This is a genomic window from Bradyrhizobium cytisi, from assembly GCF_008123515.1.
Lineage (GTDB): Bacteria > Pseudomonadota > Alphaproteobacteria > Rhizobiales > Xanthobacteraceae > Bradyrhizobium > Bradyrhizobium cytisi.
The window spans coordinates 112,501-137,253 of record NZ_VSSR01000023.1; the positions used below are offsets into that span (position 1 = coordinate 112,501).

At 62.8% G+C, this 24,753-nt stretch carries 23 protein-coding genes and 2 pseudogenes (1 of these 25 only partly in view); 16 read left to right on the forward strand and 9 right to left on the reverse strand.

What is annotated here, in order from left to right:
* Positions 1-68: the beginning of a GFA family protein gene (locus tag FXB38_RS15445; RefSeq protein WP_148751721.1), read on the reverse strand. It extends 331 nt beyond the left edge of the window; 68 of the gene's 399 nt are visible here — the first part of the coding sequence; its start codon is at positions 66-68; its stop codon lies beyond the left edge, outside the window.
* Positions 69-331: 263 nt separating this feature from the next.
* Here FXB38_RS15445 and FXB38_RS15450 point away from each other — a divergent pair, with 263 nt between their 5' ends.
* Positions 332-922: a hypothetical protein gene (locus FXB38_RS15450; RefSeq protein ID WP_148751722.1), complete on the forward strand. Its 591-nt coding sequence runs from the start codon at positions 332-334 to the stop codon at positions 920-922.
* 349 nt (positions 923-1,271) lie between these two features.
* Here FXB38_RS15450 and FXB38_RS15455 read toward each other — a convergent pair.
* Positions 1,272-1,427 (reverse strand): annotated as a pseudogene (locus FXB38_RS15455) (flagellar biosynthesis protein FlgA); the annotation flags it as partial.
* Positions 1,428-1,723: 296 nt separating this feature from the next.
* Positions 1,724-2,674 (reverse strand): LysR family transcriptional regulator, encoded by a 951-nt coding sequence (locus FXB38_RS15460; protein ID WP_148751723.1) that lies wholly within the window; start codon positions 2,672-2,674, stop codon positions 1,724-1,726.
* Positions 2,675-2,868: 194 nt separating this feature from the next.
* Between FXB38_RS15460 and FXB38_RS15465 the strand changes: the two genes are divergently transcribed.
* On the forward strand, positions 2,869-3,612 hold the full coding sequence (locus FXB38_RS15465; RefSeq protein WP_148751724.1) for an SDR family NAD(P)-dependent oxidoreductase: 744 nt from the start codon (positions 2,869-2,871) through the stop codon (positions 3,610-3,612).
* A 16-nt stretch (positions 3,613-3,628) separates the two neighbouring features.
* Positions 3,629-4,540: an alpha/beta fold hydrolase gene (locus FXB38_RS15470; RefSeq protein ID WP_148751725.1), complete on the forward strand. Its 912-nt coding sequence runs from the start codon at positions 3,629-3,631 to the stop codon at positions 4,538-4,540.
* A gap of 426 nt (positions 4,541-4,966) precedes the next feature.
* On the opposite strand, the gene FXB38_RS15475 is transcribed toward FXB38_RS15470, so the two are convergent.
* The 3 genes from FXB38_RS15475 to FXB38_RS15485 form a co-directional block, all read right to left on the reverse strand.
* On the reverse strand, positions 4,967-6,280 hold the full coding sequence (locus FXB38_RS15475) for an NAD(P)H-dependent oxidoreductase (RefSeq protein WP_148751726.1): 1,314 nt from the start codon (positions 6,278-6,280) through the stop codon (positions 4,967-4,969).
* Between the two features lie 156 nt (positions 6,281-6,436).
* On the reverse strand, positions 6,437-7,237 hold the full coding sequence (locus FXB38_RS15480) for a phytanoyl-CoA dioxygenase family protein (protein WP_148751727.1): 801 nt from the start codon (positions 7,235-7,237) through the stop codon (positions 6,437-6,439).
* A gap of 107 nt (positions 7,238-7,344) precedes the next feature.
* Positions 7,345-8,163, reverse strand: coding sequence for an alpha/beta fold hydrolase (locus tag FXB38_RS15485; RefSeq protein WP_148751728.1), 819 nt, complete (start codon positions 8,161-8,163; stop codon positions 7,345-7,347).
* A gap of 138 nt (positions 8,164-8,301) precedes the next feature.
* Here FXB38_RS15485 and FXB38_RS15490 point away from each other — a divergent pair, with 138 nt between their 5' ends.
* Complete coding sequence (locus tag FXB38_RS15490; protein WP_148751729.1) at positions 8,302-8,844, forward strand: methylated-DNA--[protein]-cysteine S-methyltransferase; 543 nt, start codon at positions 8,302-8,304, stop codon at positions 8,842-8,844.
* Between the two features lie 159 nt (positions 8,845-9,003).
* Here the strand turns inward: FXB38_RS15490 and FXB38_RS15495 are convergent, their stop codons facing one another.
* Positions 9,004-10,176, reverse strand: a complete 1,173-nt coding sequence (locus FXB38_RS15495) for an acetyl-CoA C-acetyltransferase (RefSeq protein WP_148751730.1) — start codon at positions 10,174-10,176, stop codon at positions 9,004-9,006.
* A 222-nt stretch (positions 10,177-10,398) separates the two neighbouring features.
* Between FXB38_RS15495 and FXB38_RS15500 the strand changes: the two genes are divergently transcribed.
* The 7 genes from FXB38_RS15500 to FXB38_RS15530 all read left to right on the forward strand — a co-directional run bounded on the left by FXB38_RS15500 (position 10,399) and on the right by FXB38_RS15530 (position 18,467).
* Positions 10,399-10,995 (forward strand): TetR family transcriptional regulator, encoded by a 597-nt coding sequence (locus FXB38_RS15500; protein ID WP_246229909.1) that lies wholly within the window; start codon positions 10,399-10,401, stop codon positions 10,993-10,995.
* 55 nt (positions 10,996-11,050) lie between these two features.
* Positions 11,051-11,809, forward strand: coding sequence for an SDR family NAD(P)-dependent oxidoreductase (locus tag FXB38_RS15505; protein ID WP_148751731.1), 759 nt, complete (start codon positions 11,051-11,053; stop codon positions 11,807-11,809).
* Between the two features lie 273 nt (positions 11,810-12,082).
* The gene (locus FXB38_RS15510) at positions 12,083-13,954 is read left to right on the forward strand and encodes an AMP-binding protein (RefSeq protein ID WP_148751732.1); all 1,872 of its coding nucleotides are present in this window, start codon (positions 12,083-12,085) and stop codon (positions 13,952-13,954) included.
* A 28-nt stretch (positions 13,955-13,982) separates the two neighbouring features.
* Entirely contained in the window at positions 13,983-15,110 is a 1,128-nt protein-coding gene (locus FXB38_RS15515; protein WP_148751733.1) for an acyl-CoA dehydrogenase family protein, read from the forward strand.
* 15 nt (positions 15,111-15,125) lie between these two features.
* The gene (locus tag FXB38_RS15520; RefSeq protein ID WP_148751734.1) at positions 15,126-16,373 is read left to right on the forward strand and encodes an acyl-CoA dehydrogenase; all 1,248 of its coding nucleotides are present in this window, start codon (positions 15,126-15,128) and stop codon (positions 16,371-16,373) included.
* A gap of 9 nt (positions 16,374-16,382) precedes the next feature.
* On the forward strand, positions 16,383-17,627 hold the full coding sequence (locus tag FXB38_RS15525; protein WP_148751735.1) for an acyl-CoA dehydrogenase: 1,245 nt from the start codon (positions 16,383-16,385) through the stop codon (positions 17,625-17,627).
* A 138-nt stretch (positions 17,628-17,765) separates the two neighbouring features.
* Positions 17,766-18,467: a nitroreductase gene (locus FXB38_RS15530; RefSeq protein WP_148751736.1), complete on the forward strand. Its 702-nt coding sequence runs from the start codon at positions 17,766-17,768 to the stop codon at positions 18,465-18,467.
* A gap of 88 nt (positions 18,468-18,555) precedes the next feature.
* Here FXB38_RS15530 and FXB38_RS15535 read toward each other — a convergent pair whose 3' ends face one another.
* The gene (locus FXB38_RS15535) at positions 18,556-19,104 is read right to left on the reverse strand and encodes a sigma-70 family RNA polymerase sigma factor (protein ID WP_128954138.1); all 549 of its coding nucleotides are present in this window, start codon (positions 19,102-19,104) and stop codon (positions 18,556-18,558) included.
* On the reverse strand, positions 19,104-19,337 hold the full coding sequence (locus tag FXB38_RS15540; RefSeq protein WP_187434895.1) for a NepR family anti-sigma factor: 234 nt from the start codon (positions 19,335-19,337) through the stop codon (positions 19,104-19,106). The genes FXB38_RS15535 and FXB38_RS15540 overlap by 1 nt, the downstream gene beginning before the upstream one ends.
* Before the next feature lie 222 nt (positions 19,338-19,559).
* Between FXB38_RS15540 and FXB38_RS15545 the strand changes: the two genes are divergently transcribed.
* The 5 genes and pseudogenes from FXB38_RS15545 to FXB38_RS15565 all read left to right on the forward strand — a co-directional run bounded on the left by FXB38_RS15545 (position 19,560) and on the right by FXB38_RS15565 (position 24,750).
* Complete coding sequence (locus tag FXB38_RS15545; RefSeq protein WP_187434896.1) at positions 19,560-20,366, forward strand: response regulator; 807 nt, start codon at positions 19,560-19,562, stop codon at positions 20,364-20,366.
* Between the two features lie 145 nt (positions 20,367-20,511).
* A complete protein-coding gene (locus tag FXB38_RS15550; RefSeq protein ID WP_148751739.1) occupies positions 20,512-21,126 on the forward strand; it encodes a nuclear transport factor 2 family protein in 615 nt (204 codons plus the stop codon).
* A 340-nt stretch (positions 21,127-21,466) separates the two neighbouring features.
* Positions 21,467-21,788: pseudogene (locus tag FXB38_RS15555) on the forward strand (helix-turn-helix domain-containing protein).
* Entirely contained in the window at positions 21,788-23,803 is a 2,016-nt protein-coding gene (gene hyfB / locus FXB38_RS15560; protein WP_148751740.1) for a hydrogenase 4 subunit B, read from the forward strand. Before FXB38_RS15555 ends, hyfB begins: the two are co-directional and overlap by 1 nt.
* Positions 23,794-24,750 carry a respiratory chain complex I subunit 1 family protein gene (locus FXB38_RS15565; RefSeq protein WP_148751741.1) on the forward strand — a complete coding sequence of 319 codons (957 nt, stop codon included), beginning with the start codon at positions 23,794-23,796 and terminating at the stop codon, positions 24,748-24,750. Before hyfB ends, FXB38_RS15565 begins: the two co-directional genes overlap by 10 nt.
* Positions 24,751-24,753 lie beyond the last annotated feature (3 nt).

The following is a 24,753-nucleotide window of genomic DNA, read 5'->3' on the forward strand; positions in this document are numbered from 1 at the left end:
TCGGTGATATCCGACACGAGCCTGAACGTCACCGCGCCGCAATGACAGGCGCCTTGATAGGTCGGCATGCTTTTCTCTCTTCTCGATGCGCTCGAGCATGATCCGGGACGAGCTGTCCGCACAACAGTCCAATTGCACGCAGAACAATGTTTGGTGATCGCTGGCGGCTCCACAGGGTTGTGATCATTCAGCCATGATCGCCCGCTAGCAGGGACACGCTGAGTTCATGTGGAGTTCATTTCGAGTTCCCTAGCTTCCGACCGTCTACACCCTCGACGGCCAAATCCCTTCCGCCATCAAAACCAGCCATCCCCCTCAGGAGGAGACTTCCATGCCAGCATTGCTTCGTCCCGCCCTCACTGCGTTCGGCGTCGCGTGCCTTCTGTCCGCAGCCACGCTCGCCTCCTCCGGCGCCGCGTTCGCGCAGGCCAAGCAGCAGCCCGCACCGGCGCAACAGGCCGCGCCCGAGCAAGCTCCCACGCTCAAGCAGATGGCGCTGACCGACAAGCAGCTCGACGGTGTGCTCGCCGCGCAGAAGGACATGGATGCGATCACGGCAAAGCTGCCGGAGAACACCGCGCCCGACGCGAAGGTGATCGCCCAGCTCGACGGCGTCGCCAAGAAGCACGGCTTCGCCAGCTATGACGACTACAACAACGTCGTCGACAACATCAGCCTGGTGCTCGGCGGCTTCGATCCCGCCAGCAAGAAATATGTCGGCGCCGAAGCCGTCATCAAGTCGCAGATCGCGCAGGTCGAGGGCGACAAGAAGATGCCGGCCAAGGACAAGAAGGAAGCGCTCGATGAGCTCAACCAGGCCCTGAAGACCCCGGCGCCCGCAATCGAGAACAAGGCCAACATCGATCTCGTCGGCAAGTATTACGACAAGCTGGTGGCGGCGCTAGGGGACGATCAGAACTGAGACCGTAGCTCTCGTGTCCCGGACGCGCTGCAACGCGTAGCGTTGCCGCGCAGAGCCGGGATCCAGTGAGCCACGGATTCGGAGCAGCGTGGGCCCCAGCTCTGCAGCGCATCGTCGAAGGGACGCTGCGCTGCGTCCGGGGCACGCCGGCTCTGTAGGGTGGGCAAAGGCGCAACGCGCCGTGCCCACCATCCCTCGGCGGATCGCGATAGACATTGGTGGGCACGCTGCGCTTTGCCCACCCTACAAGACCTGACAACCAAAAAGCCCTGGAAACACCTCCGGGGCTTTCGTCATTTCCGCCATTTCTCGCTGATCAGCGCCTCGCAATGACAGAGTGCATGATTGCTTATCTCGCGAACGCCGCCTCCATCGCCTTCCTTGTCCTGATCGTCTCGTTGTTGGCGTCGAACTCCACGTCGCTCCAGCGCACGATCTCGCCATGAGCGACGTCGTGCTTCAGCTTGAGGCGATGCGCTAGGCCAATCGGCAGGGCGCTCACCTTGGCTCGCGGCACGCCAACACTGCTCGATCCCGTTGAAGAAGCGCTGAACTAGATTGTGGCTCCGGTTGGGAGGCTTCAATCACGGATATTCTTAGGTTCGCAATATCGAGCCGGCAGGTCCGAGATCGACTGGATAGCGGGCATGTCGCAGGTACGGCGAAATCGAAGCGAATGACCCTCAGCGGACGCCCCATGAAAAATTGACTGATTTGCCCTTCAGCAGTCCACAAAGATTGAGGTGAACACTAGCCTCACGACCGCAGAAGCGCTCGGTCTCGAAGTGCAGCCGACATTGCTCACTCGCGCCGATCGAGATCGACCTTTGCTAGGGGACTTATCCCGCTTTCTGCTTCGCCCTCGACGGATGACACAAGGTTCGCGGCGAGAAAGTCCACGAAAGCTCTGAGTTTGGGAGCGAGTTGCCGGCTCGACGGCCACAGGATCCGCAGCGGTCCCGAACGATCGGTGTAATCGTCGAGCACGGGGACGAGCAGACCTTCGCGAAGCTGGTGGTTGATGGCGAAGTCCGGCAGGTAAGCGATGCCCATACCCTGTTCGGCCATATAGATGAGCGGCTCAAGCGTACTCGCCACGACCGTTTTTGGCAGCTCGCTTTCGATGTCGGCATGCTCTCCCCGCAGCGGCCATCGCTCGAACCTTCGGCTGGTCGGAAACATGTGGCGCAGACAGGCATGAGCCTTGAGGTCGTCGGGGGTCTGAGGAACGCCTTTGGCCGCCAGATAAGCCGGCGATGCCACCAGGCGTCGGCGATACATGCCCAAAGCCCGGGACATCAGGCGCGTGTCGCCGGCGTCGGCGAAGCGCACGACGGCGTCGAAGCCTTCCTCGATGACATCGACGACCCGATCGCTGAAATCGAGATCCAATGTTATCTCCGGATATGCCCGCATGAACGCGACCAGAGTGGGCATCATCAGCATGCCGGCCAATGGCAGGGCGACACGCAGCGTGCCGCGCGGAGTTTCGTGCGTCTGCGACAGCTCAAGCTCGGCCGCTTCAATCTCAGCAAAGATGCGACGGCAGCGCTCCAGAAACCGGGCACCTTCCGCGGTGAGCGTGATGCTGCGCGTGCTGCGATGGAGAAGGCGCACGCCGAGCCGTTCCTCCATCCGCGCTACCGCCTTGCCGATCGCTGACGACGACACGCCAAGCTGCCGTCCCGCGACCGTGAAATTTCGGGCTTCCGCCGCCCGTACGAAGGCATTGAGCGACGTCAGACTGTCCATGGGCGAACCTCCATTTTGGACATTTTAGTCCGATATGTTTGGAATTGCGGCCCAATTTTCAAAGCGTTGAAGAGCGCTCATCTTCGGCCCAACGCCGCGGTTTCTTTCGCCTCACCGAAGGGATGGAGACGACGGGCGGCCCAGAGCAGAGGAGCCACCTCTGCTCAAACATTCGCTTTTTCAAGGAGATAGTCATGTCATCGTCAGTCGTATTGATCACGGGGGCCCTCACTGGCATCGGCCGCGCTGCAGCAGTCGCGTTCGCAAAAGCAGGCCATCGGGTCGTTGTTTCCGGGAGAAAGCCGGATGCCGGGGAGGCCTTGGTCCGCGAACTCCGTGCGTCTGGTGCCGAAGCCGAGTTCGTCCAAGCCGACGTGCGCAAGGAAGACGATGTCCGTCGCCTTGTCGACCGCACGGTCGAGCGCTTCGGGCGTCTCGATGTCGCGGTGAACAATGCCGGCACCGAAGGCAAACCCGGCCCGATTACGGACCAGACCGCGGAAAGCTACGCCGCGACGTTCGACACCAATGTTCTCGGCGTGCTGCTGAGCATGAAGCACGAAGCCCGCGTCATGAAGGGACGGGGCAGCGGCAACATCATCAACATCTCCTCGACCTACGGGCATGAGGGCGCGGCCGGAGCGTCCATCTATGTCGGCAGCAAGCACGCCGTGGAAGGCATTACCAAGTCGGTGGCGCTCGAACTCGCAAAGTCGGGCGTCCGTGTGAATGCCGTGGCTCCCGGTCCGACCGACACCGGCATGTTGACCCGCTTCACCGGCACGCCCGAGAACAAGGCGGCTCTGGTGACGACCGTGCCGATGGCCCGCCTCGGCCTCTCGGAGGAGCTTGCCAATGCGATCGTCTTCATCGCGTCGGAAGGAGCCTCATACATCACCGGCCATGTCCTCCATGTCGATGGCGGCAAGAGCCACTGACTGTCAGGGGCTTTCCATGACCCAACACAATCACCAGACCGCTCCCACGCGGTTCATCGAGGCCAACGGCATCCGCTTCGCCTATCGCCGCTTCGGCCGGGCAGGTGGCGTGCCGCTGGTCTTCAACCAGCATTTCCGCGGGACCATGGATCATTGGGACCCCGCCGTCACCGATGGTCTGGCCGGTAACCACGAGGTGATCCTCTTCAATAATGCGGGCGTCTCAAGCAGTTCAGGCCGGGTCCCGACAAGCTTTCAGGAAATGGGTGCAAATGCGATCGCCTTCATCAAGGCTCTCGGGCTTACCGAGGTCGACGTGCTCGGCTTTTCCATCGGCGGCATGGTCGCCCAGGAAATCGCCATCCAGGCTCCCGATCTAGTTCGCCGGCTCATTCTCGTCGGAACCGGGCCGCGTGGGGCTGACATGGCAACGAGCAGATCAGCGGAGATATTCGCTGCCACCTACGACTCGCCGGAGTATCTCTGGCTCGCCGTTCACTTCTCGCCGTCCCCTTCGAGCCAGGCCGCAGGTCTCGCCTTTCTGGAACGCAAGCTTTCCCGCGACGATCGCGATCCCGAGGTGAGCCGAGAAGCTGCGTCCGCGCAGCGCGAAGCCATCGGCAAATACATCGCTCCGGCCGAGAGCGTCTTCGACCGTCTGAAAAATATCCGTCAGCCGACGCTGATCGTGCAGGGCAGTAACGATGTCATCATACCTACGGTGAACTCTTACATCCTGCAGCAAAACCTGCCGAATGCGCAGCTGATCCTTTATCCGGACGCAAATCACGGGTCGTTCTACCAGTACCCCGAACTCTTCGTGTCGCAAGCCGACCAGTTCCTCAGATCGTCACTGCAAGGCGACGATGCGAACCTGCAACCCGCCGAGCGGCTGCCATTCCCCTCCATCGTCTCGGAAGGAATTTAGCAGGCTGGGACACGGAGCTAGGACATGGAAACGCCGCCCAAGACCCCGTTTCCAACTGAAAAGGATGCAAATCATGGCTGACAAAGTGGTGAAGATTCCGGGGGCTGATCACCAGATCGAGGCGAACCCGTCGCGGCGGTCTGCCGGTGTTTGGCGACAGCTTCGCAGATCAATCTTGATAGCGACGGAAGGCGGCGAGCTTCACCGTGAGCGATGTGATGGAGAAACGACGACCAGTGCGAACAGGAACTAAGAACAGCCCAAGGTTCACGGCATTTATGGTGGTAAGGGGTGCTAAAAGGCATGACCGCTATTGTCCCCCTGGCTGACCTGAGGCGATGTCCAGTTTGAGTCCGCAAAGCAAAGCAAGCAATGCATCGCATCGCTCAAGCCGCGCTATTGAATCTCGATTTATGAGTACACGGCCTAATCTACCTTTACGAACGCCGCTTCCATCGCCTTCCTTGTCTTGATCGTCTCGTTGTTGGCGTCGAACTCCACGTCGCTCCAGCGCACGATCTCGCCATGGGCGACGTCGTGCTTCAGCTTGAGCCGATGCGCCAGCCCGATCGGCAGAGCGCCCGCCTTCAGGCTCGAGGCCGCCGGCACCAGCTTGCCCCACACGGTGTAGCCGCCTTCGCCGTCCAGCATCTCGCCGGCGCGCAAGTTTCGCTTGGCCACGGACGCGACATCGCCGCGGAAGCCGTAGGGCTGGCCGGTCGGCTCGCCTCGCAGCGCGGCCGACAGCACCGAGATGTTCAGCTCAAGCCCGATCAGATGATAGGGCTTGTACATCGCAGCGAAGCGTCCGCTGCCGTCGGTCTTCAGGCCGTATTGCTTGAAACAGTCGGCGGCGTAGTCGTTCGGCGCCTCCAGCACGACATAGACGCCCCAGCGCAGATCGCGAAACACCGGCCTTCCGTCGCGCTCGATCGAGGAAACGACCTCGACCACGCCGGAGCGCTCCAGCACGCCGCCGCGCGAGCGCGGCCGCATGATGTGCGGGAGATCATCGACGCCGCAGGGTGGAAACAACAGTCCTTCCGCCGGCACGTCGAGACCGCAGGCGTTCGCGATCGCGGCCATCTCGATCGCCGACTTGGTGCCGTCGAGGAAGGAGTTGAACATCTGCGGATTCATGCCGGCCGACTGCGCCTCGCCGGCGGTGAGGCCATAATGCTGCCAGACGCCGTCCGGCGTCACGTCGTGATAGGCCGGCAGATATTTTGTCCCTTTGCCGGCGGCGACGACGCGAAAGCCGGTGGCGCGGGCCCAGTCCACCATCTCCGCCGTCAACGCCGGCTGGTCGCCATAGGCGAGCGAATAGACGACGTCTGCTTTCCGCGCCTCTTCGGCGAGCAGCGGACCGGCCAGCACGTCGGCCTCGACATTCACCATCACGATATGCTTGCCGGCCGCAATCGCGGCGCGCGCATGCTTGATGCCGACGGCCGGATTTCCGGTCGCCTCCACCACCACATCCATCGCGCCGCCAGCGATGGCGCGTGCGCCGTCATCGGTGAAGACGGTGGCCGAAATCCGCTCGGCGCTCCAGCCGACGGTGCGGCAGGCCTCGCGCGCGCGCTCGCGGTCGATGTCGACAATGATGGGCACTTCCAGACCCGGCGTGTGCGGTACCTGTGCCAGAAACATCGAGCCGAATTTGCCGGCGCCGATCAGCGCGACACGGACAGGCTTGCCGGCGGATGCGCGGGCCTGGAGGAGGCGGAAGAGGTTCATGGGGGATTCCGATTATGATCGTGTCCCGGACGCGGTGCGGCGCGAAGTGCCGCTCCGCAGAGCCGGGACCCAGAGAAAAACTATCCGCGTGGCGTGGGCCCCGGCTCAGCAGCGCATCGTCGAAGGGACGCTGCGCTGCGTCCGGGGCACGATACCTTACTCCGCCGCCTGCCGCGGCGCACGGGCCAGCCGCAGAAGCGCGTCGTCGTCCACCTTCCTGATCGGCGCGAAATCGCGGTGCGCGATGTAGTCCGGCCGCGTCGGGGTGCGGATATAGTTCGAGACCGCGTTCAGCGTCAGGTACACGATCTTGCGCGGGTAGGGCGTGATGTTGCCGGCCGAGCCGTGCACGAGATTGCCGTGGAACATCAGCATGCCGCCTCCCTTGCCGGTCGGCGCGACGATGCCGCCCTGCTTGACCAGCCGCGTCACCGTGTCCTCGTCCAGTGTCCACAGTGGATACGACGTGGTGGCGAGGTCATGCGAGGCCTTGAGATCGCCGGCGTTCTGGCTCTGCGGCACCAGCATCAGGGGTCCGTTGATCGGCATCACCTCGTCGAGGAAGATCGCGATGTTCATCGCGCGCGGCTCCGGCATGCCGTCGTCGCGCTTCCAGGTGCCGTAATCCTGGTGCCATTGCCAGACGTCGCCGGTAAAGGCCGATTTCGCGTTGATCTTGAACTGGTGCATGTAGACAGGCTCTCCGAACACCTGCTCCACGGGATCGATCATGCGCGGATGCGCCCCCAGAATGCCGAACGCATCATTGTAGAGATGCGCGGCAAAGGCCGTGCGCGGCGCGCCGCTCTTCTCGCGCCAGACCTCCGGCCGGTTGGCGTCGTAAATGCCAACCGCCTCGCGCGCGAGCAAATCGACCTCCTCCTGGCTGAACAATTCGGGCAGGAACAGCCAGCCCTCGCGCTGGAAGAACTCCAATTGCGCCTCGGACAGTTTCATGGGTCGTCCTCCTGTTTTGTTTTGTTTTTGATATCACCAAGTCTTTGATTTTATTGGGGCGGTCTACTGTGCATGGGGTTGTTTTCGGCAAAAATAGTTCTCGTCCGCTACTCCGCCAGGAACCTGCGCACCGCCTCGGTGAATTCCACCGGCGCCTGCTCGAACATCGGATGCGTCGCGTTCGGGATGATCGCCGTCTGGGAGCAGGGCACATGTGCGGCGAGCGCATGCAGCACCTTTGGCAGCAGGCCCTTGGTTCGCGCGCCCAGGATGAACAGCGTCGGCATTCTGATCGCCTCCGCATCCGCCTTCGAGAACGGCGGGCGATTGTCGCGGACCTGGCCAATCAAGGTATAGGCGTTGTCGCGCAAATTCTGCTTCACCATCGCCGGCAGCCGTGAGCAGGTGCCGGGGCCTTCGAGCGTGTCGACGAAGACGGCGAGGCCGCCATCGACATCGCCGGCCGCGATCTTCTCGGCCGAGGCCGTGAACCGCGCCAGCAGCGGCGACGGGCCGCCGGCGTACTCGGGATCAAGGCTCGCATCGAGCTCGCCGCCGGGTTCGGCGAGGACGAGCCGCCGCAGCAGATCCGGCCTCGCTTGCGCGACACGGAAGCAGATGTGGCCGCCGCGGGAATGTCCCATCAAATCGACCGGGCCGAGATCGAGCTTCTCGATAAAGGCGATGACGTCGCTGACATGCTGGGCAATCGAATAGGTGTCGCCGATGCCATCCCATTGTGCCGGGAAGAAATGCCGCAGGCTGACAGCTATCATCCGGTGCCGCTGCGTCAGCGGCCCGAGCACGCAGCCCCAGACGCGGAAGTCGGACAGCGAGCCGTGCACGCAGACCAGCGGCGGGCCGCCTCTGTTCTCGCCCACGTCGAGATAGGGCATATCGTATCCGTTGACGTGGAGGCTTTGCATTCTTGGCTCGCGGAAGGGGGCGGAACTCCTGTGCAAGATTCCCGGAAATCGGGTGGATCGCAACTATTTCCAAGCCTAGATTTAGGCCGAGATCACGATGGGGGCATGCGACAATGACGCGAGCTCAGGAACCAAGCCATGACCGACCAGCATTTTGCCCTGTTCGACACCAGGATCGGCCTCTGCGCCATCGCCTGGGGCCCGCGCGGCATCAACGGCACGCAGCTGCCGATGGGCGGCGAGGAAAAGATCCGCACCCGCATCAGCCAGCGCCACGCCGACGCCAGCGAGGCCGAGCCGACCCCCGAAGTGCAGCAGGCGATCGACCGCATCGTCAAACTGCTCGCGGGTGAGCCGGATGACCTCAAAGACATCCCGCTGGATCTCGATGGCGTGCCCGACTTCAACCGCGGCGTCTACGAGATCGCCCGCGCGATCCCGCCCGGCAAGACCATCACCTATGGCGACATCGCCAAGCAGCTGGGCGGCGTCCAGCTGTCGCGCGATGTCGGCCAGGCGCTCGGGCACAACCCGTGTCCCATCGTCGTGCCCTGCCATCGCGTGCTGGCGGCCGGCAACAAGCCCGGCGGCTTCTCGGCAAATGGCGGCGTGGTGACCAAGCTGAAGATGCTCGAGATCGAAGGCGCGCTGGTGAACCATACGCCCAGCTTGTTTGATTGATACGGCGCTAGATCTTCGCCACGGTCTTCGGCCAATACCTGTCTCACAGATGCCGCTTCACCAGCTTGCCCGTCGGTGTGCGCGGCAGCCCGGCTTCGAAGTCGACCGAGCGCGGGCATTTCACCTGCTCGCTATTCGCTACTCGCCACTCGCCCTTTCTTACAGCCGCTCCACGATCGTCACATTCGCCATGCCGCCGCCTTCGCACATGGTCTGCAGGCCATAGCGCTTGCCGCGCTGATGCAGGGCGTGGACCAGCGTCGTCATCAGCTTGGTGCCGGAGCCGCCGAGCGGATGGCCGAGCGCGATCGCGCCGCCATTGACGTTGAGGCGTGCCGGATCGGCGCCGGTGGTCTTCAGCCAGCCGGTCGGCACCGAAGCGAAGGCCTCGTTGACCTCGAACAGGTCGATGTCGCCGACCTTCATGCCGGCCTTCTCCAATGCGCGCTTGGTGGCGTGCAGCGGCGCGTCGAGCATGATGACCGGATCGCCGCCAGTCATGGTCATGTGGTGGATGCGCGCCAGCGGCGTGGCGCCGAGCTGCTTGAGGCCGCGCTCGTTCACGACCATCACGCCGGAGGCGCCGTCGCAGATCTGGCTGGCGCTCGCCGCGGTGAGCTTGCCGTTCTCGGCGATCAGCTTGACGCCCTTGATGCCGTCGAGCGTGGCATCGAAGCGGATGCCTTCGTCGATGTGATGGGTGTCCTTGCTGCCGTCGGCGCGGGTGATCTCAAGCGGCACGATCTCCTTCTTGAAGTAACCGGCTTGTGTCGCCGCGATCGCGCGCTGATGGCTGTTGTAGGAATATTCGTCGAGATCGTCCTTCGACAGGCCGTATTTCTCGGCCATCATCTCCGCGCCGGTGAACTGGCTGAACACGATGTTCGGATATTTGTGCTCGATGCCCGGGCTCTTGTAATTGCCAAAGCCGTTCTTGGCCGGGAGCTGCGACGACAGGCCCATCGGCACGCGCGTCATGGATTCCACACCGGCCGCGATCACCACGTCCATCGTCCCCGACATCACGGCTTGCGCCGCGAAATGCAGCGCCTGCTGCGAGGAGCCGCACTGGCGGTCGATCGAGGTACCCGGCACGCTCTCCGGCAGCTTCGAGGCCATGATCGCGTTGCGCGCGACGTTGTTGGACTGCTCACCGACCTGCATCACGCAGCCCATGATCACGTCCTCGACCAGCGCAGGATCGACCTTGGTGCGATCGACCAGCTCGTCGAGCACCTTTGCGGCGAGATCGGCCGGATGCCAGCCGGCGAGGCGGCCCCCCTTGCGCCCGCCCGCGGTACGCGCAGCGGCGACGATATAAGCCTCGGCCATTTCGGTCTCTCCCATGATTGTTCTGAATTGGTTTGGGTTGTCGGGGGCGGATTTAATGGACGACATATCGTTTAGTCAATCGATCAATTAACTCTTGTGGGGAGGCGCTGCTTGGGCTTATCTGCGGCCCGCTTCAAGCGCCGAGAACAAAGGATTTCCGTGACTACCAGCGTACCGAACAGGCTTCCGGGCGGAAAGAATTCCACGGCAGAGAAATTGCTCATGGCCGCAAGCGAGCTGATGATCGAACGCTCCTCGATCGAGATCTCGCTCTCCGACATCGCCCAGAAGTCCGGTGCCAATGCCGCGCTGGTCAAATATCATTTCGGCAACAAGGACGGCCTGCTGCTGGCGCTGCTCGCGCGCGACGCCGCGACAGAAATGTCCAATCTGGAATATCTGCTGGCGCAGCAGATCACCTCCACGGCGAAGCTGAAGCTGCATATCGGCGGCATCATCCGCGCCTATCACCGGTTTCCCTACATGAACCGGCTGATCCATTATCTCCTGCACGAGAGCGTTGCCGGCTCCGCGGACGAAGTTTCAAAATTCTTCGTCGCACCGCTGCTCGACTTTCATCGCCGCCTGCTCGCTGAGGGCGTCAGCCGCGGCGAGTTCCGCGCCACCGATCCGGTGCTGTTCTACACCAGCCTGATCGGCGCCTGCGACCACCTGTTCTTCGGCCGGCACGCGATGTCTCGCGCGACCGGCGTCGGCCCGGTCACCGACGACGTCTGCCGGCAATATATCAAGCACATGGAAACGCTGATCTGCGGCGGCATCCTCACGCAAGCCGAGGAAGCTGCCGCGGTCGGATAATCCGGCCATCACTCTCAAGTCTAGAGAAGAAACGCCCAAGGAAAGGTAGCCTGTCATGGAATTGAAAGACGTAGCCGTTCTCATCACCGGTGGTGGTTCGGGTCTTGGTGAAGCGACCGCGCGCGCCATGGCTGCCAAGGGCGCCAAGATCGGCGTGATCGACCAGAACAAGGATAACGCCGAGAAGATCGCCGCCGAAGTGAAGGGCGTCGCGCTCCATGCCGACGTCACCAGCGAGGAGCAGATCAAGGCCGCGATCGCGAAGGCGGAAGCCGCGCACGGCGTTGCCCGCGTGCTGATGAACTGCGCCGGCATCGGCGGCTCGCAGCGCATCGTCGGCCGCGACGGCGTCTATCCCTTGGAGAAGTTCGCACGCATCATCAACGTCAACCTGATCGGCACGTTCAACTGCCTGCGCCTGTTCGCCGAGCGCCTCGTCACGATCGAGCCGATCGGTGAAGAGCGCGGCGTCATCATCAACACGGCGTCTGTCGCTGCCTATGAAGGCCAGATCGGTCAGATTGCTTATTCGGCCTCGAAGGGCGGCGTTGTCGGCCTCACCCTGCCGGCCGCGCGCGACCTCGCCAGCCAGAAGATACGCGTCAACACCATCGCGCCCGGCCTGTTCTTCACGCCGTTGCTGATGGGCCTGAACGAGGAAGCCCGCAAGAGCCTGGGGGCCCAGGTGCCGCATCCCTCGCGCCTTGGCGATGCCAAGGAATACGGTGCGCTCGCCGTGCACATGGTCGAGAACCCGATGCTCAACGGCGAGACCATCCGTCTCGATGGCGCGATCCGCATGGCGCCGCGGTAGGCTCTTCTTCCTTCTCCCCTTGAGGGAGAAGGTGGCGCGAAGCGCCGGATGAGGGGTATGTGTCCGTGGAGGCAGACCCCGCACCCAAGCGAGTTCTCGGTCAGCGACCTAGCAAGAATTTTTGTGCTGGCCTCGACCTTAAGGCCGCGATGGCGCGCCGCTCCGAGGAATTTTCGGAAGGCATCAGGGCCTTCCTTGAGAAGCGAAAGCCTGTCTATATCAAGCACTGAACAACGAAGATCCGCAAAGGACAATAATTCCGGGAGACGCAAAATGAGTGGAAGCGCGGCGGCGGTGATGACGAAGCCTGCCTTTCGCAAGGTGGAGTGGCTCGCGCGCGACATCGATGTCGAACGCCGCGCTGACGGCACGGTGGTGCTCAAGTCGCGCATTCCCTTGCAGGCTTACGAGAAGCATCTTCCGGCCTCGCTCGCGAAGTGGGCGAGGCAAGCGCCGGAGCGCATCTGGCTGGCGCAACGCGGCGGTCCCAATCGCGAGTGGCGCAAGGTGTCGTATGGCGAAGCCAAGCGCACCGTCGATGCGCTGACGCAGGCGCTGCTGAACCTCAGGCTCGAGGGACGCCCGGTCACGATCCTCTCCGGCAATTCGATCGAGCACGCGCTGATGACGCAGGCCGCGATGCAGGCGCGCGTCCCGGCGGCTCCAGTGTCGCCGGCCTATTCGTTAATGAGCCATGATCATGTCAAGCTGAAATACCTGTTCGACCTGATCAAGCCGGCCGTGGTGATGGTGCAGGACGGCCCGACCTTCGAGAAGGCGCTGAAAGCGCTCGATCTCACCGGCGTCACCGTCGTTCACGTCGTGCGGCCCTGCGATGACGTCAAGAGCGTCAGCTTTGCCGAGCTTGCAGTCACGCCGGTGACGCCTGATGTCGACGCATCGATCGCGAAGATCACGCCCGATACCGTCGGCAAGCTACTGTTCACGTCGGGCTCGACCGGCATGCCCAAGGCCGTCATCAACACGCAAGAGATGATGTGCGCCAATGCAGCGATGATGATGCAGGTGCGGCCGCGCAGGCCGGGCGGTCCGCTCGCCACGGTGCTGGACTGGATGCCCTGGAATCACACGATGGGCGGCAATGCCGCATTCCACCCGGTGCTGGTCGAGGGCGGCACGCTCTATATCGACGACGGCCGGCCGATGCCGGGGCAGTTGGAAGAGACTATCAAGAACCTGCGCGAGATCTCGCCGACCTATTACGCAAACGTGCCGGCCGGCTACGCGGCGCTCGCTGCTGCGATGGAGAAGGACGATGCGCTGTGCCATTCGTTTTTCAAGAACCTGTCGATCATGGCCTATGGCGGCGCGAGGCTGCCCGACGATCTCTACGACCGCATGCAGGCTCTCGCGGTAAAGACCACCGGCGAGCGCGTCGTGTTCTATACCGGCTGGGGCTCGACCGAGACTGCGCCGACCTCGACCGGCACCTATTGGGACACCGAGCGCGTCGGTCTGATCGGCCTGCCGTTCCCCGGCGTCGAGCTGAAGATGGTGCCGTGCGGCTCGAAATACGAGCTGCGCCTGCGCGGCGTCAATGTCACGCCCGGCTACTTTGGTCAGCCTGATCTCACGAAGAAGATGTTCGACGAGGAGGGGTTCTACTGCATCGGCGATGCCGGTATTTTCGTCGACGATGCCGATCCGGTGAAGGGCATCATCTTTGCCGGGCGCGTGGTCGAGGACTTCAAGCTCACCACCGGCACTTTCGTGCATGTCGGCTCGCTCCGCACCGATGCGATCGCCGCGGCGACGCCCGTCGTGCATGACGCGCTGGTCGCGGGACAGGACCGTGCCTTTATCGGGCTCCTCGCCTGGCCGAACCTGCATGCGTGCCGCCAGCTCGTCGGCAATGCCGATCTCAGCTTCGAGGATGCTGTAAAGCATCCCGAGGTGATTGTCTGCTTCAGGCGTGGGTTAGAGGCCCACAACAAGGAGTGCGAAGGCGCCAGCAGCCGCATCATCGCGCGCGCGACGCTGATGGCCGAGCCGCCCTCGATCGACGGAAATGAGCTCACCGACAAGGGCTACATCAACCAGCGCGCCGGCCTGGAACGCCGCGCTGCGCTGGTCGATCGGCTCTATGCGGACAAGCCTGACCAGGACGTCATCATTCTCAAGTAATCGACATCATTCAACACGGGTGCGGGCCATGAACTTCGATTTCTCTGACGACCAGAAGCAGCTCCGCGACCAGGCGCGCAAATTCCTCGCTGAAAAATGCTCGCCCAAGGCGGTGCGCGTCGTGCTCGACGGCAAGGTTCCCTACGACAAGGAGCTGTGGAAGGGCCTCGCCGAAATGGGCTTTCTCGGCGTCGCGATTCCCGAAGAGTTCGGCGGCGCGGGCGCGGGGCATCTCGAGCTCTGCGTGATCGCGGAAGAGATGGGCCGCGCCAATGCGCCGGTGCCGTTCTCTTCGACCGTGTATCTTGCCGCCGAAGCGCTGCTGATTGCCGGCAGCGACGCGCAAAAGAAGAGGTGGCTGCCTGCGATCGCCTCGGGCAAGGCGATCGGCACGCTGGCGCTGTTCGAGGGCAAGGGCAATCCGGCGCCGAAGAACGTCAAGCTGACCGCTGCGAGTGGCGTGCTCAATGGCGTCAAGAAGCCGGTCGCGGATGGTGCGATCGCCGACTTCGCGGTGGTCGCTGCGCGGACGGGCTCCAGCGGTCGCGACGGCGACATTTCGCTGTTCCTGGTCGATCTTGGGGGCGGCGGCGTCGAGGTGAAAGGCCTCACCAATCTCGATCCGACCCGCGGGCAGGCCGAGATCACTTTCAAGGACTGCAAGGCGGAGCCGCTCGGTGCCGCCGGCGAAGGCTGGAGCATTTTGTCTCAGGTGCTCGATCGTGCCGCAGTGCTCTGCGCCTTCGAGCAGGTCGGTGGCTCCGACCGTGCGCTGGAGATGGGCCGCGACTATGCGCTCGACCGTATCGCTTTCGGTCGCCAGATCGGCTCGTTCCAGGCGGTGAAGCACATGCTGGCCGACATGTATGTCTCGGCGACGCTGGCGCGCTCCAACAGCTATTATGGTGCCTGGGCGCTCTCGACAAACGCGGCCGAGCTGCCGGAGGCCGCCGCTGCCGCGCGCATCAGCGCGACGCAGGCGTTCCAGCACTGCGCCAAGAACAACATCCAGGTTCACGGCGGCATGGGTTTCACCTGGGAGTTCGACTGCCACATGTACTACCGCCGCGCCAACGCGATGGCACTTGGGCTCGGCAGCATCTCCTATTGGGAAGATCAGTTGATCGATCGCATGCGCAAGAAGAACGCGGCGTAAGCGAAGGACAACGCCATGAACTTCGACGACACCCCGCAGGAAGCCGAATTCCGAGCCACTGCCCGCGTCTGGATCGGCGCGAACGCGCCCAAGCAATACGAGGAGGAGCTGCGCAAATCGTCGCTCGGCCGCACCCAGCTCAAGAACGCCAACATCCTTGAAGTGGCAAAGGCCTGGCAGAAGAAGAAAGCCGACGCCGGCTGGGCGTGCCTGCACTGGCCGAAGGACTATGGCGGTCGCGGCGCCTCGCCGATCGAGCGTGTGATCTGGCAGCAGGAAGAAGGGCCGTTCGGCAAGCTCTCCGGCATGTTCATCATCGGCCACGGCATGTGTGGGCCGACCATGATGGCGTTCGCGCGCGAGGAGCATAAGCGCAACTATCTGCCGCCGCTCGCCTCCGGCGAAAAGGTCTGGTGCCAGCTATTCTCCGAGCCTGCCGGCGGCTCGGACGTCGCAGGCTTGCGCACGCGCGCGGAAAAGGACGGCGACGACTGGCTCATCAACGGCCAGAAGATCTGGACCTCGGGTGCGCATTATTCCGACTACGGCATCCTGCTCACCCGCACCGATCCGACCGTGCCCAAGCACAAGGGGCTCACCATGTTCTTTCTGGACATGAAGAGCCCCGGCGTCGAAGTGCGGCCGATCAAGCAGGCGAGCGGCGCTTCCGACTTCAACGAGGTCTATTTCACCAATGTCCGCATCCCCGACCACCAGCGCCTCGGCGAGGTCGGCGACGGCTGGAACGTCTCGCTGACCACGCTGATGAACGAGCGCATGTCGATCGGTGCGGGCGTGTCGACCGGCTTCCCGGAGCTGTTCGAGTACTGCGCAGGCCTGATGCTCGATGACGGTCCTGCGATTGAGGATCGCGCGGTGCGCTCGAAGCTCGCCAACTGGGCGGTGAAGGCGAGCGGCCGGCGCTACACCAGCATGCGTGCGATCTCGGCGCTGTCGAAGGGTGAACGTCCGGGGCCGGAAAATTCCATCGGCAAGCTGGTCGCGGGCTCGATGATCCAGGACGTCGCGGCCTACGCATTGGATCTGCAGGGCGCGAGCGGTGTGGTCAGCAGTCCCGAGAATGCCGAAGCCGCCGGCCGTTTCCAGGCGATGCTGCTGCGTGCGCCGGGAACGCGCGTGGAAGGCGGCACTGACGAGATCATGCGCAACATCATCGCCGAGCGGGTCTTGGGTCTGCCCGGCGATATCCGTGTCGACAAGGACGTGCCATTCAACAAGATCCCGACCAAGGGAAGAGGTTAGAGGTCCGCCATGAATTTCGACGACACCCCGCAGGAAGCCGCATTCCGCGAGACCGCGCGCAGATGGGTCGCCGCCAACGCGCCGAAGGAGTTTGAGCAGGAGCTGTCAAAATCGTCGCTCGGCCGCATCAGGCTTGCGAAGCATGACATGGTCGAGGTCGGTAAGGCCTGGCAGAAGAAGAAGGCGGAGGGCGGCTGGGCCTGCCTGCACTGGCCGAAGGAATATGGCGGTCGCGGCGCAACGCCGATTGAGCGCGTGATCTGGCAGCAGGAGGAGGGCGTCTACGGCAAGCTGACGCAGCCGTTCCAGATCGGCGAGGGCATGTGCGGCCCAACCGTGATGGCCTGGGGCAGCGAAGATGCCAAGCGCCGTTATCTGCCGAAGCTCGCCGCGGGCGAGGAGATCTGGTGTCAGCTGTTCTCCGAGCCATCGGCCGGCTCCGACGTTGCGGGTCTGCGCACACGCGCGGAGAAGAACGGCGACAATTGGGTGGTCAACGGCCAGAAGATCTGGACCTCGGGCGCACATTATTCCGACTTCGGTCTCCTGATCGCGCGCACCGATCCGAACGTGCCCAAGCACAAGGGCCTTACCATGTTCTTCCTGGACATGAAGAGCCCCGGCGTCGAGGTGCGGCCGATCAAGCAGGCCAACGGCATGCAGGAGTTCAATGAGGTCTATTTCACCGACGTCGTGATTCCCGACAGCCAGCGGCTCGGCGCCGTCGGCGAGGGCTGGAGCGTGTCGCTGACCACGCTGATGAACGAGCGCATGTCGATCGGCTCGCGGCTTGCGACCGGCATGCCTGAATTGTTCGAGCTCTGCTCCAATTTGATGCTGGAGGATGGCCTTGCCATCGACGATCCCGCCGTGCGCTCGAAGCTTGCGAGCTGGGCGGTGAAATCGAGCGGGCTGAAATACACCAGCTACCGCGCGATCTCGTCGCTGTCCAAGGGCGAGCGGCCGGGCCCGGAGAATTCCATCGGCAAGCTGGTGTCTGGCATGATGCTTCAGGACATCGCGACCTACGCGATGGACCTCCAGGGCGCGGCCGGCGTTCTCACGGGCGTGGACGAGGAAACGGCGCAGGGGCAATTCCAGCAGATGCTGCTGTCCTCGCCCTCGATGCGCATCGCCGGCGGCACCGACGAGATTTTGCGCAACATCATCGCGGAGCGCGTGCTGGGCCTGCCCGGCGACATCCGCGTCGACAAGGATGTGCCGTATAACAAGATCCCGACCAAGGGTAGATAAGAGATCTTGTGTCCCGGACGCGGTGCGGCGCGAAGTGCCGCTCCGCAGAGCCGGGACCCAGGAGCCACAATGGGCCCCGGCTCTGCGCCGCATCACTTCGTGCTGCGTCGCGTCCGGGGCACGAAAGCGAGCTAGGCAATGGACGCTAAAGCAAATCAGACCCAAGACCGCATCGGCGTGCTAGAAGGGCTCCTCAACGAGCGCTACTCCGTCCGCGCTTTCCTGCCGAAAGATGTCGACCGCGCCACCATCGAGCATGTGCTGACCACGGCACAGCGGACCGCATCCTGGTGCAACAGCCAGCCCTGGCAGGTCATCATCGCCAGCGGCGAGGCCAAGGAGCGCTTCCGCCAGCTGATCTACAAGGAGGCATCGGGCGGCCTCGGCGACGATTATGATTTCACGCCGCCGCGTGAATATGTCGGCGTCTATCTCGAACGCCGCCGCGAGAGCGGATTCCAGCTCTACAACACGCTGGGCATCCCCCGCGGCGACAAGATGGGCTACGCCAGGCAGGCGCTGGAGAATTACAATTTCTTCGGCGCACCGCATGTCGCGATCGTTCACACCAGCGAGCCGCTCGGCATCTACGGTGCGATCGATTGCGGGGCCTACGTGTCGAATTTCATGCTCGCGGCCCAGGCGCTCGGGCTCGGCACGATTCCGCAGGCAGCACTTGCGCGCCATTCCGGCCTGATCCGTCGTCACTTCAACCTGTCCGACGACCGCCGTGTCGTCTGCGGCATCTCGTTCGGCTATGCCGACCACGCGCACCAGGTCAACAGCTACCGCACCACGCGCGCAACCGTCGTCGACACAGTGACGTTCGTCGAGAAGTGACTGAGCGGAAATAAACTGCCCACACGCACGTAAAGGCGATCGCGCAAACAGCCGCCTTCACAGCTGTCGCCTTCAGTCGATTGACGCGCTATCCGCCGCTGCCGCCGATTACGGCGCGCACGGTCTCGTCGGGCCCGAAGTCCTCGGCGCCGTCGACATAGAGCAGCGCGGCGAGCTTCGAGCGCGCGCGGTTGACGCGGCTCTTGATGGTGCCGACCGCACAGCCGCAGATCGAGGCCGCATCCTCATAGGAGAAGCCAGAGGCGCCGACCAGGATGAGCGCCTCGCGCTGGTCCTGCGGAAGCTTCTCGAGCGCGGTGCGAAACTCCTCGAACTCGAGATGAGCGTTCTGCGAGGGCTGCGTCTTCAGCGTCTTGGCATAGTTGCCCTCGGCATCCTCGACCTCGCGCCGCCGCTTGCGATAGTCGGAGCGGAATAGGTTGCGCAGGATCGTGAACAGCCACGCCGGCAGGTTGGAGCCGGGCTGGAATGAGTCGATGTTGGCGAGTGCGCGCAACAGCGTCTCCTGAACCAAATCGTCGGCGCGGTCCGCATTGCCGCTGAGCGAGATCGCGAACGCGCGAAGGCTCGGCACGGCCGCGAGGATGTCGTCACGCAGGGAGTTCGTGAGAGGCATTAATCCCTCCCATTGTTGTCGTTGGAGCCCCCAGCCCCATTCTCGTTCTGGGATCCACCTCCCGGCGCATCAAGCCTCTTGATGAGCTCCGCGAACCGGTCCGGAACCCCCTGCCGCACGACGTCGTCGTACATGGCGCGCAGTTGGTGCCCGATCCGGGATTGGATCTCCGGAGTGAGGCCTCCCTTGCCGGGGGTCGTGCTTTTGCTGGCTTGAGACTTGAGATCTTTCATGACCTGTTCCACGTTTCCCCGAGTTAAGTGACTGCAAAATCGAGAAGTTTTCTCAACCGGGAGCCGTTCCCTGGATGAGTTCAATTCGAGCTTCGACAAAAAGTTCCCAGGCCCATGGGAACTTTTCTTATCCTGAAGCGTAATTAGCCCCAGTAGGGGAACCCGGGTCTCCCCCTTGTAGTTCCTGATTTTTGAGGCTGGCCCGAAATGAATGGAGTGGGGATGTCCCGTTCGCAGCTTGTTGCTGAGCACTTGCCGTTGTTGCGCCGGTATGCACGCGCCCTGACGGGCAGCCAGGCCTCCGGTGACGCCTATGTCGCCGCCATGTTGGAAGCCATGCTGGGGGATCCGTCGGTGCTCGACGAGAGCCATGGGCCGCGCGCCGGCCTGTTCCGGCTGTTCACCCAGATCTGGAATTCCGTCTCGGTCAATGACGACGCCGAGGTGGCGACACTGCCGATGCCGCCGGAGCGGCGGCTGTCCAATATCACGCCGCTGCCGCGGCAGGCCTTCCTGCTGCTTTCGCTCGAAGGATTTTCGGAAGAGGAAGTCGCCTATATTCTCGCGACCGATGTCGCCGAGACGCGGCGGCTGGCCGATGCCGCCGGCCGCGAGATGGCGGCCGAGATCGCGACCGACGTCCTGATCATCGAGGACGAGACCTTCATCGCCATGGACCTCGAGAGCCTGGTGAAGAATCTCGGTCACAATGTCGTTGGCGTCGCGCGCACCCATGCCGATGCGGTGGCGCTGGCCAAGAACAAGCGGCCGGGCCTCATCCTCGCCGACATCCAGCTCGCCGACGGCTCGTCGGGTCTGGATGCCGTCAACGAACTGCTCCGCACCTTCGAGGTGCCGGTGGTGTTCATCACCGCCTATCCGGAGCGCTTCCTCACCGGCGAGCGTCCGGAGCCGGCTTTCCTGATCTCAAAGCCGTTCCAGCCCGCGATGGTGTCGGCGGTGGCAAGCCAGGCGCTGTTCTTCCAGCGCAACTCGCGCAACCGCACGCCGAAGGCGCCGGCGGCGTAATAGGCGCTGCGGCGAGCTATCTGACGATGATGATTCGATCCGGCGTGCTGCAAGGCACGCCGGATCTTCCGTGCCTGCTCGGGCTGCTTGACGCGCGTCGTGTTCACCGCTCATACCTCGCATTGCCCTCATCGGAGACGTGCCCATGGACCAGCAGCTCCTCGACCGCCTCGCCATCCGCGACCTCGTCGAGAACTGGGCGGTGTGGCGCGACGCCGGTGACTGGGAGCGCTTTGCCACGGTCTGGCACGAAGAAGGCTGGATGTCCGCCACCTGGTTTCAGGGGCCGGCGCGGGATTTTATGCGCGTCAGCCAGGAGGGCTTTGCCAAGGGCGTGCGCATCCTGCATTTCCTCGGCGGCACCAGCATCGACCTCGCCGGCGAGCGGGCCATTGCGCAAACCAAGATGACCATCTCACAGCGGGCCCTGGTGCACGACGTGCTCTGCGACGTCGTCTGCACCGGCCGCTTCTACGATTTCGTGGAGAAGCGGCATGACCAATCAGGTATTGGCAAATGGGGCATCGTGCGCCGCCAGCCGATCTACGAGAAGGACCGGATTGATCCGGTCGATCCCGCCGCAACACTTCAACTCGACCAAAAGGCGCTCGCCGCGCTGCCTGAGGGCTACCGCCACCTCGCCTACATGCAGGAGCTGATCGGCTACAAGGTCAAGCGCGACATGCCGGGCCTGACCGGCCCCGAGGTCGAGAAGCTCTATGGCGAGGGGCGGGACTGGCTTGCGGGGCTCGGCCGATAGTGTCGGGCACTCCAGCCAAGACTTGCCTGCCTTCTTGCAGAATGCTTCGCGACCGAAACACCGTCGCGTAGGTCTGCATCGCGCGTTGCATCTCGAGCCTAAGCGCGGGTGTCGGCGTCCCGCCCTTGGCATTACGCAGGCTGTCGAACCGGGCCAACGCCGCGCCCTTCACGAATTTCCACCGTCATTGCGCGCGACGCATTGGCTGCCGACAATTCCCGGAGGCGTTTGCGCTTAGATTAGATGTTTTAAATATCACTTCTTGACAATATAACATGATTAATTACGATGCAGGGATGATGCATAGTATTCGATCGAACCCGGATAGTAGTGCAATCCGATGATTACAGCGGCTCAATTGCGAGCGGCGAGGGTGCTCCTCGGCATCGATCAGCGCCGGCTCGCAGAAAATGTCCGGGCTTTCGGTGCCAACCATCCAACGTATGGAGGCCAGTGAGAAAATGGTTCGGGGCAATGTCGATTCGCTGGTGAAGCTGATCGCGGCTCTCGACGCCGCCGGCATTGAGTTGATAGACGAAGGGGCGGTCAGTAGCGCCGAGGGACGCGGGGTGCGCCTGAAAGTCAATTCTGGATCGGCAAAAATCTATTTGAGCAATCGGATAGAAAACAAAGCACCAAGCGGAATGAAGGCGCGCAGGTAATGTCGGCTGTCGTCTTGCAAATGCTCTGTGTCGCCGGAATGCTTGGATCGGCAGTCCTGGCGATTGTTCTCAGCCGCTCAACGATCGCCACGGCCATCATCTATAGCGCGACGTTAGCCGCGTCTGCGATTGCGTTGATTGGATCCATTCACTGGTTGCTGGGCGATACGACGAACGCCACCGATCTGACCCTCCCAATCGGATTGCCGTGGCTTGGCGCCCATTTCCGGCTCGACGGGCTGGCTTCGTTTTTTCTTGTTGTCGTCAATCTCGGAGGGACATCGGCAAGCCTTTATGGTCTCGGTTACGGCCATCATGAGGAGGCTCCGCAGCGCGTGTTGCCCTTCTTCCCCGCCTTTCTAGCAGGAATGAATCTTGTGGTGCTGGCGGGCGACGCGTTTTCCTATCTGCTTTGTTGGGAATTCATGTCGCTCGCGTCCTGGGCGCTCGTCATGGCGCACCATCGTGAACCGGGCAACGCGAAAGCCGGTTACGTCTACCTCGTCATGGCGAGCTTCGGCACGCTCGCATTGCTGCTGGCCTTCGGCCTTTTGGCGGGACCGGCCGGAGACTACGAATTTGCCGCCATTCGCGCGGCTCAACATACGCCCTACGTGGCCACGTTGGTGTTGATCTTGATGCTGCTCGGAGCCGGTTCAAAGGCCGGCCTGGTGCCGCTGCACGTCTGGCTACCGCTCGCTCATCCGGCAGCGCCCAGCCACGTTTCGGCGCTGATGAGCGGTGTCATGACCAAGGTCGCGATCTACGGCTTTATTCGCGTGGTATTCGATCTGCTGGGACAGCCGAGCTGGTGGGCGAGTGTGATCGTGCTTTCTCTTGGCGGCATCACCGCCGTAATGGGCATCTTGTATGCGATGATGGAAAAGGACCTCAAGCGCCTGCTCGCTTACAGCACGATCGAAAATATCGGCGTCATCTTCGCAAGCCTCGGCCTTGCATTGGCCTTCCAGGCCAACGGCCTGAAACTGCTGGCCGCGCTCGCGTTCGCTGCTGCCTTGTTTCACGTTCTCAATCACTCCTTCTTCAAGAGTCTGCTTTTCTTCGGCGCCGGCGCCGTCCTGATCGCGACCGGCGAGCGGGACATGGACAAGCTGGGTGGTCTCATTCACCGCATGCCGTTCACAAGCTTCGCCGTTCTCGTCGGCTGTGTCTCGATATCGGCGCTTCCACCCTTCAACGGCTTCGTCTCGGAATGGCTCATGTTCCAGGCCGTGCTGCAGAGCCCGGAGTTGCCGCAATGGGCGCTGAAGATCACCGTGCCTGCGGTCGGTGCTCTATTGGCCCTGGCTGCTGCGTTAGCCGCGGCGTGTTTCGTCAAGGCATACGGCGTGACCTTTCTCGGGCGACCACGTAGCGTGGCGGCGGAAACCGCGGAGGAAGTCGACCATTACTCGCTTTCGGCAATGTTCATCCTCGCCGCGCTTTGCTTGCTGGCCGGAATTTTGCCGGGGCTGGTGATCGACGCGCTTTCGCCGATCACGCTACAGATCCTCGGCGGCCGCATGCCGATCCAGATCAACGAGCCCTGGCTTTCGATCGTGCCGATTGCGGAGAGTCGCAGTTCATACAATGGATTGCTTGTTATGGTGTTCATCGCGATATCCGCCTCGTTCGCCGTTGTCTTTATTCATCGCTTTGCCTCTCATGCGTTAAGGCGGGGTCCGGCCTGGGGCTGTGGGTTTTCCGATCCGACACCCGCGGCCCAATATTCGGGCGGAAGCTTCGCTCAGCCCATTCGCCGCGTTTTCGGTACGCTCGTGTTCCACGCCCGCGATCATGTCGAGATGCCGGCCCCCGGGGATATCAGGCCAGCGCGCCTGCGAATCGAATCGCACGATCTGATCTGGGAGGGAATGTATGAGCCGATAGCGGGCGTCGTTGGCTTCGCTGCCGATAAACTCAATCGCCTGCAGTTCCTGACCATCCGGCGGTATCTCAGCCTGGTTTTTGCGACCCTCGTCACACTCCTTCTGGTCCTCGCAATATGGTCGTGATGTCGGGCATTCTTGTGCAAGGCGTGCAGATGCTTCTGGTGCTGCTGCTGGCGCCGCTGCTGACCGGCTTTGTGCGCAAGATGAAGGCCCGCCTGGTGCGTCGCCAGGGAGCGTCGGTCTTTCAACCGTATCTGGATCTCCTGCGATTGCTCCGCAAGGAAGTGGTGCTGGCGGACAACGCCTCCTGGCTGTTCCGCGTAACACCCTATGTGACCTTCGCCGCGATCTGGGTTGCCGCAGCCCTGGTGCCGACGTTCGCTACCGGCCTTCTCTTCAACTGGACGGCGGACCTGATTGCCATCGTGGCGCTGCTCGGAAGCGCGCGCTTCTTTCTGGCACTGGCCGGCATGGACGTCGGCACCAGTTTTGGCGGCATCGGCGCCAGCCGCGAAGTCATGATCGCTGCACTGGCGGAGCCGGCGATGCTGCTGGTTGTATTTTGTGTTGCCCTGGTTGCCGGCTCGACCCAACTTTCGACGGTCGCAAATTTCATGGCCTCGTCGTATGTCGGCTTGCGGGTATCGCTGGGAATGGCGGTGATCGCGCTCATCATGGTGGCCCTGGCGGAGAACGCGCGAATTCCGGTCGACAATCCTGCGACGCACCTGGAGCTCACTATGGTGCACGAAGCGATGGTTCTCGAATATTCGGGCCGTCATCTCGCGATGATCGAGTTCGGCGCCTTTCTCAAGCTATTGCTCTATATCTCGCTGATCGCATGCGTGTTCCTGCCTTGGAAGATAGCAGTCTTCGGCACCGGTCCATTGTCCTATGCCATCGGCGCCGTCGCCTACCTCGTCAAGCTCGCGGCTGCGGGCTTTTTCCTCGCACTGTTCGAGACCGCCACGGCGAAAATGCGGGTCTTTCGCGTTCCGCAATTTCTCGGTGCGGCTCTCATGCTGGGCCTGCTCGGCACCCTTCTCCTGTTCGTGTCAAAGAGCTTCTGATGC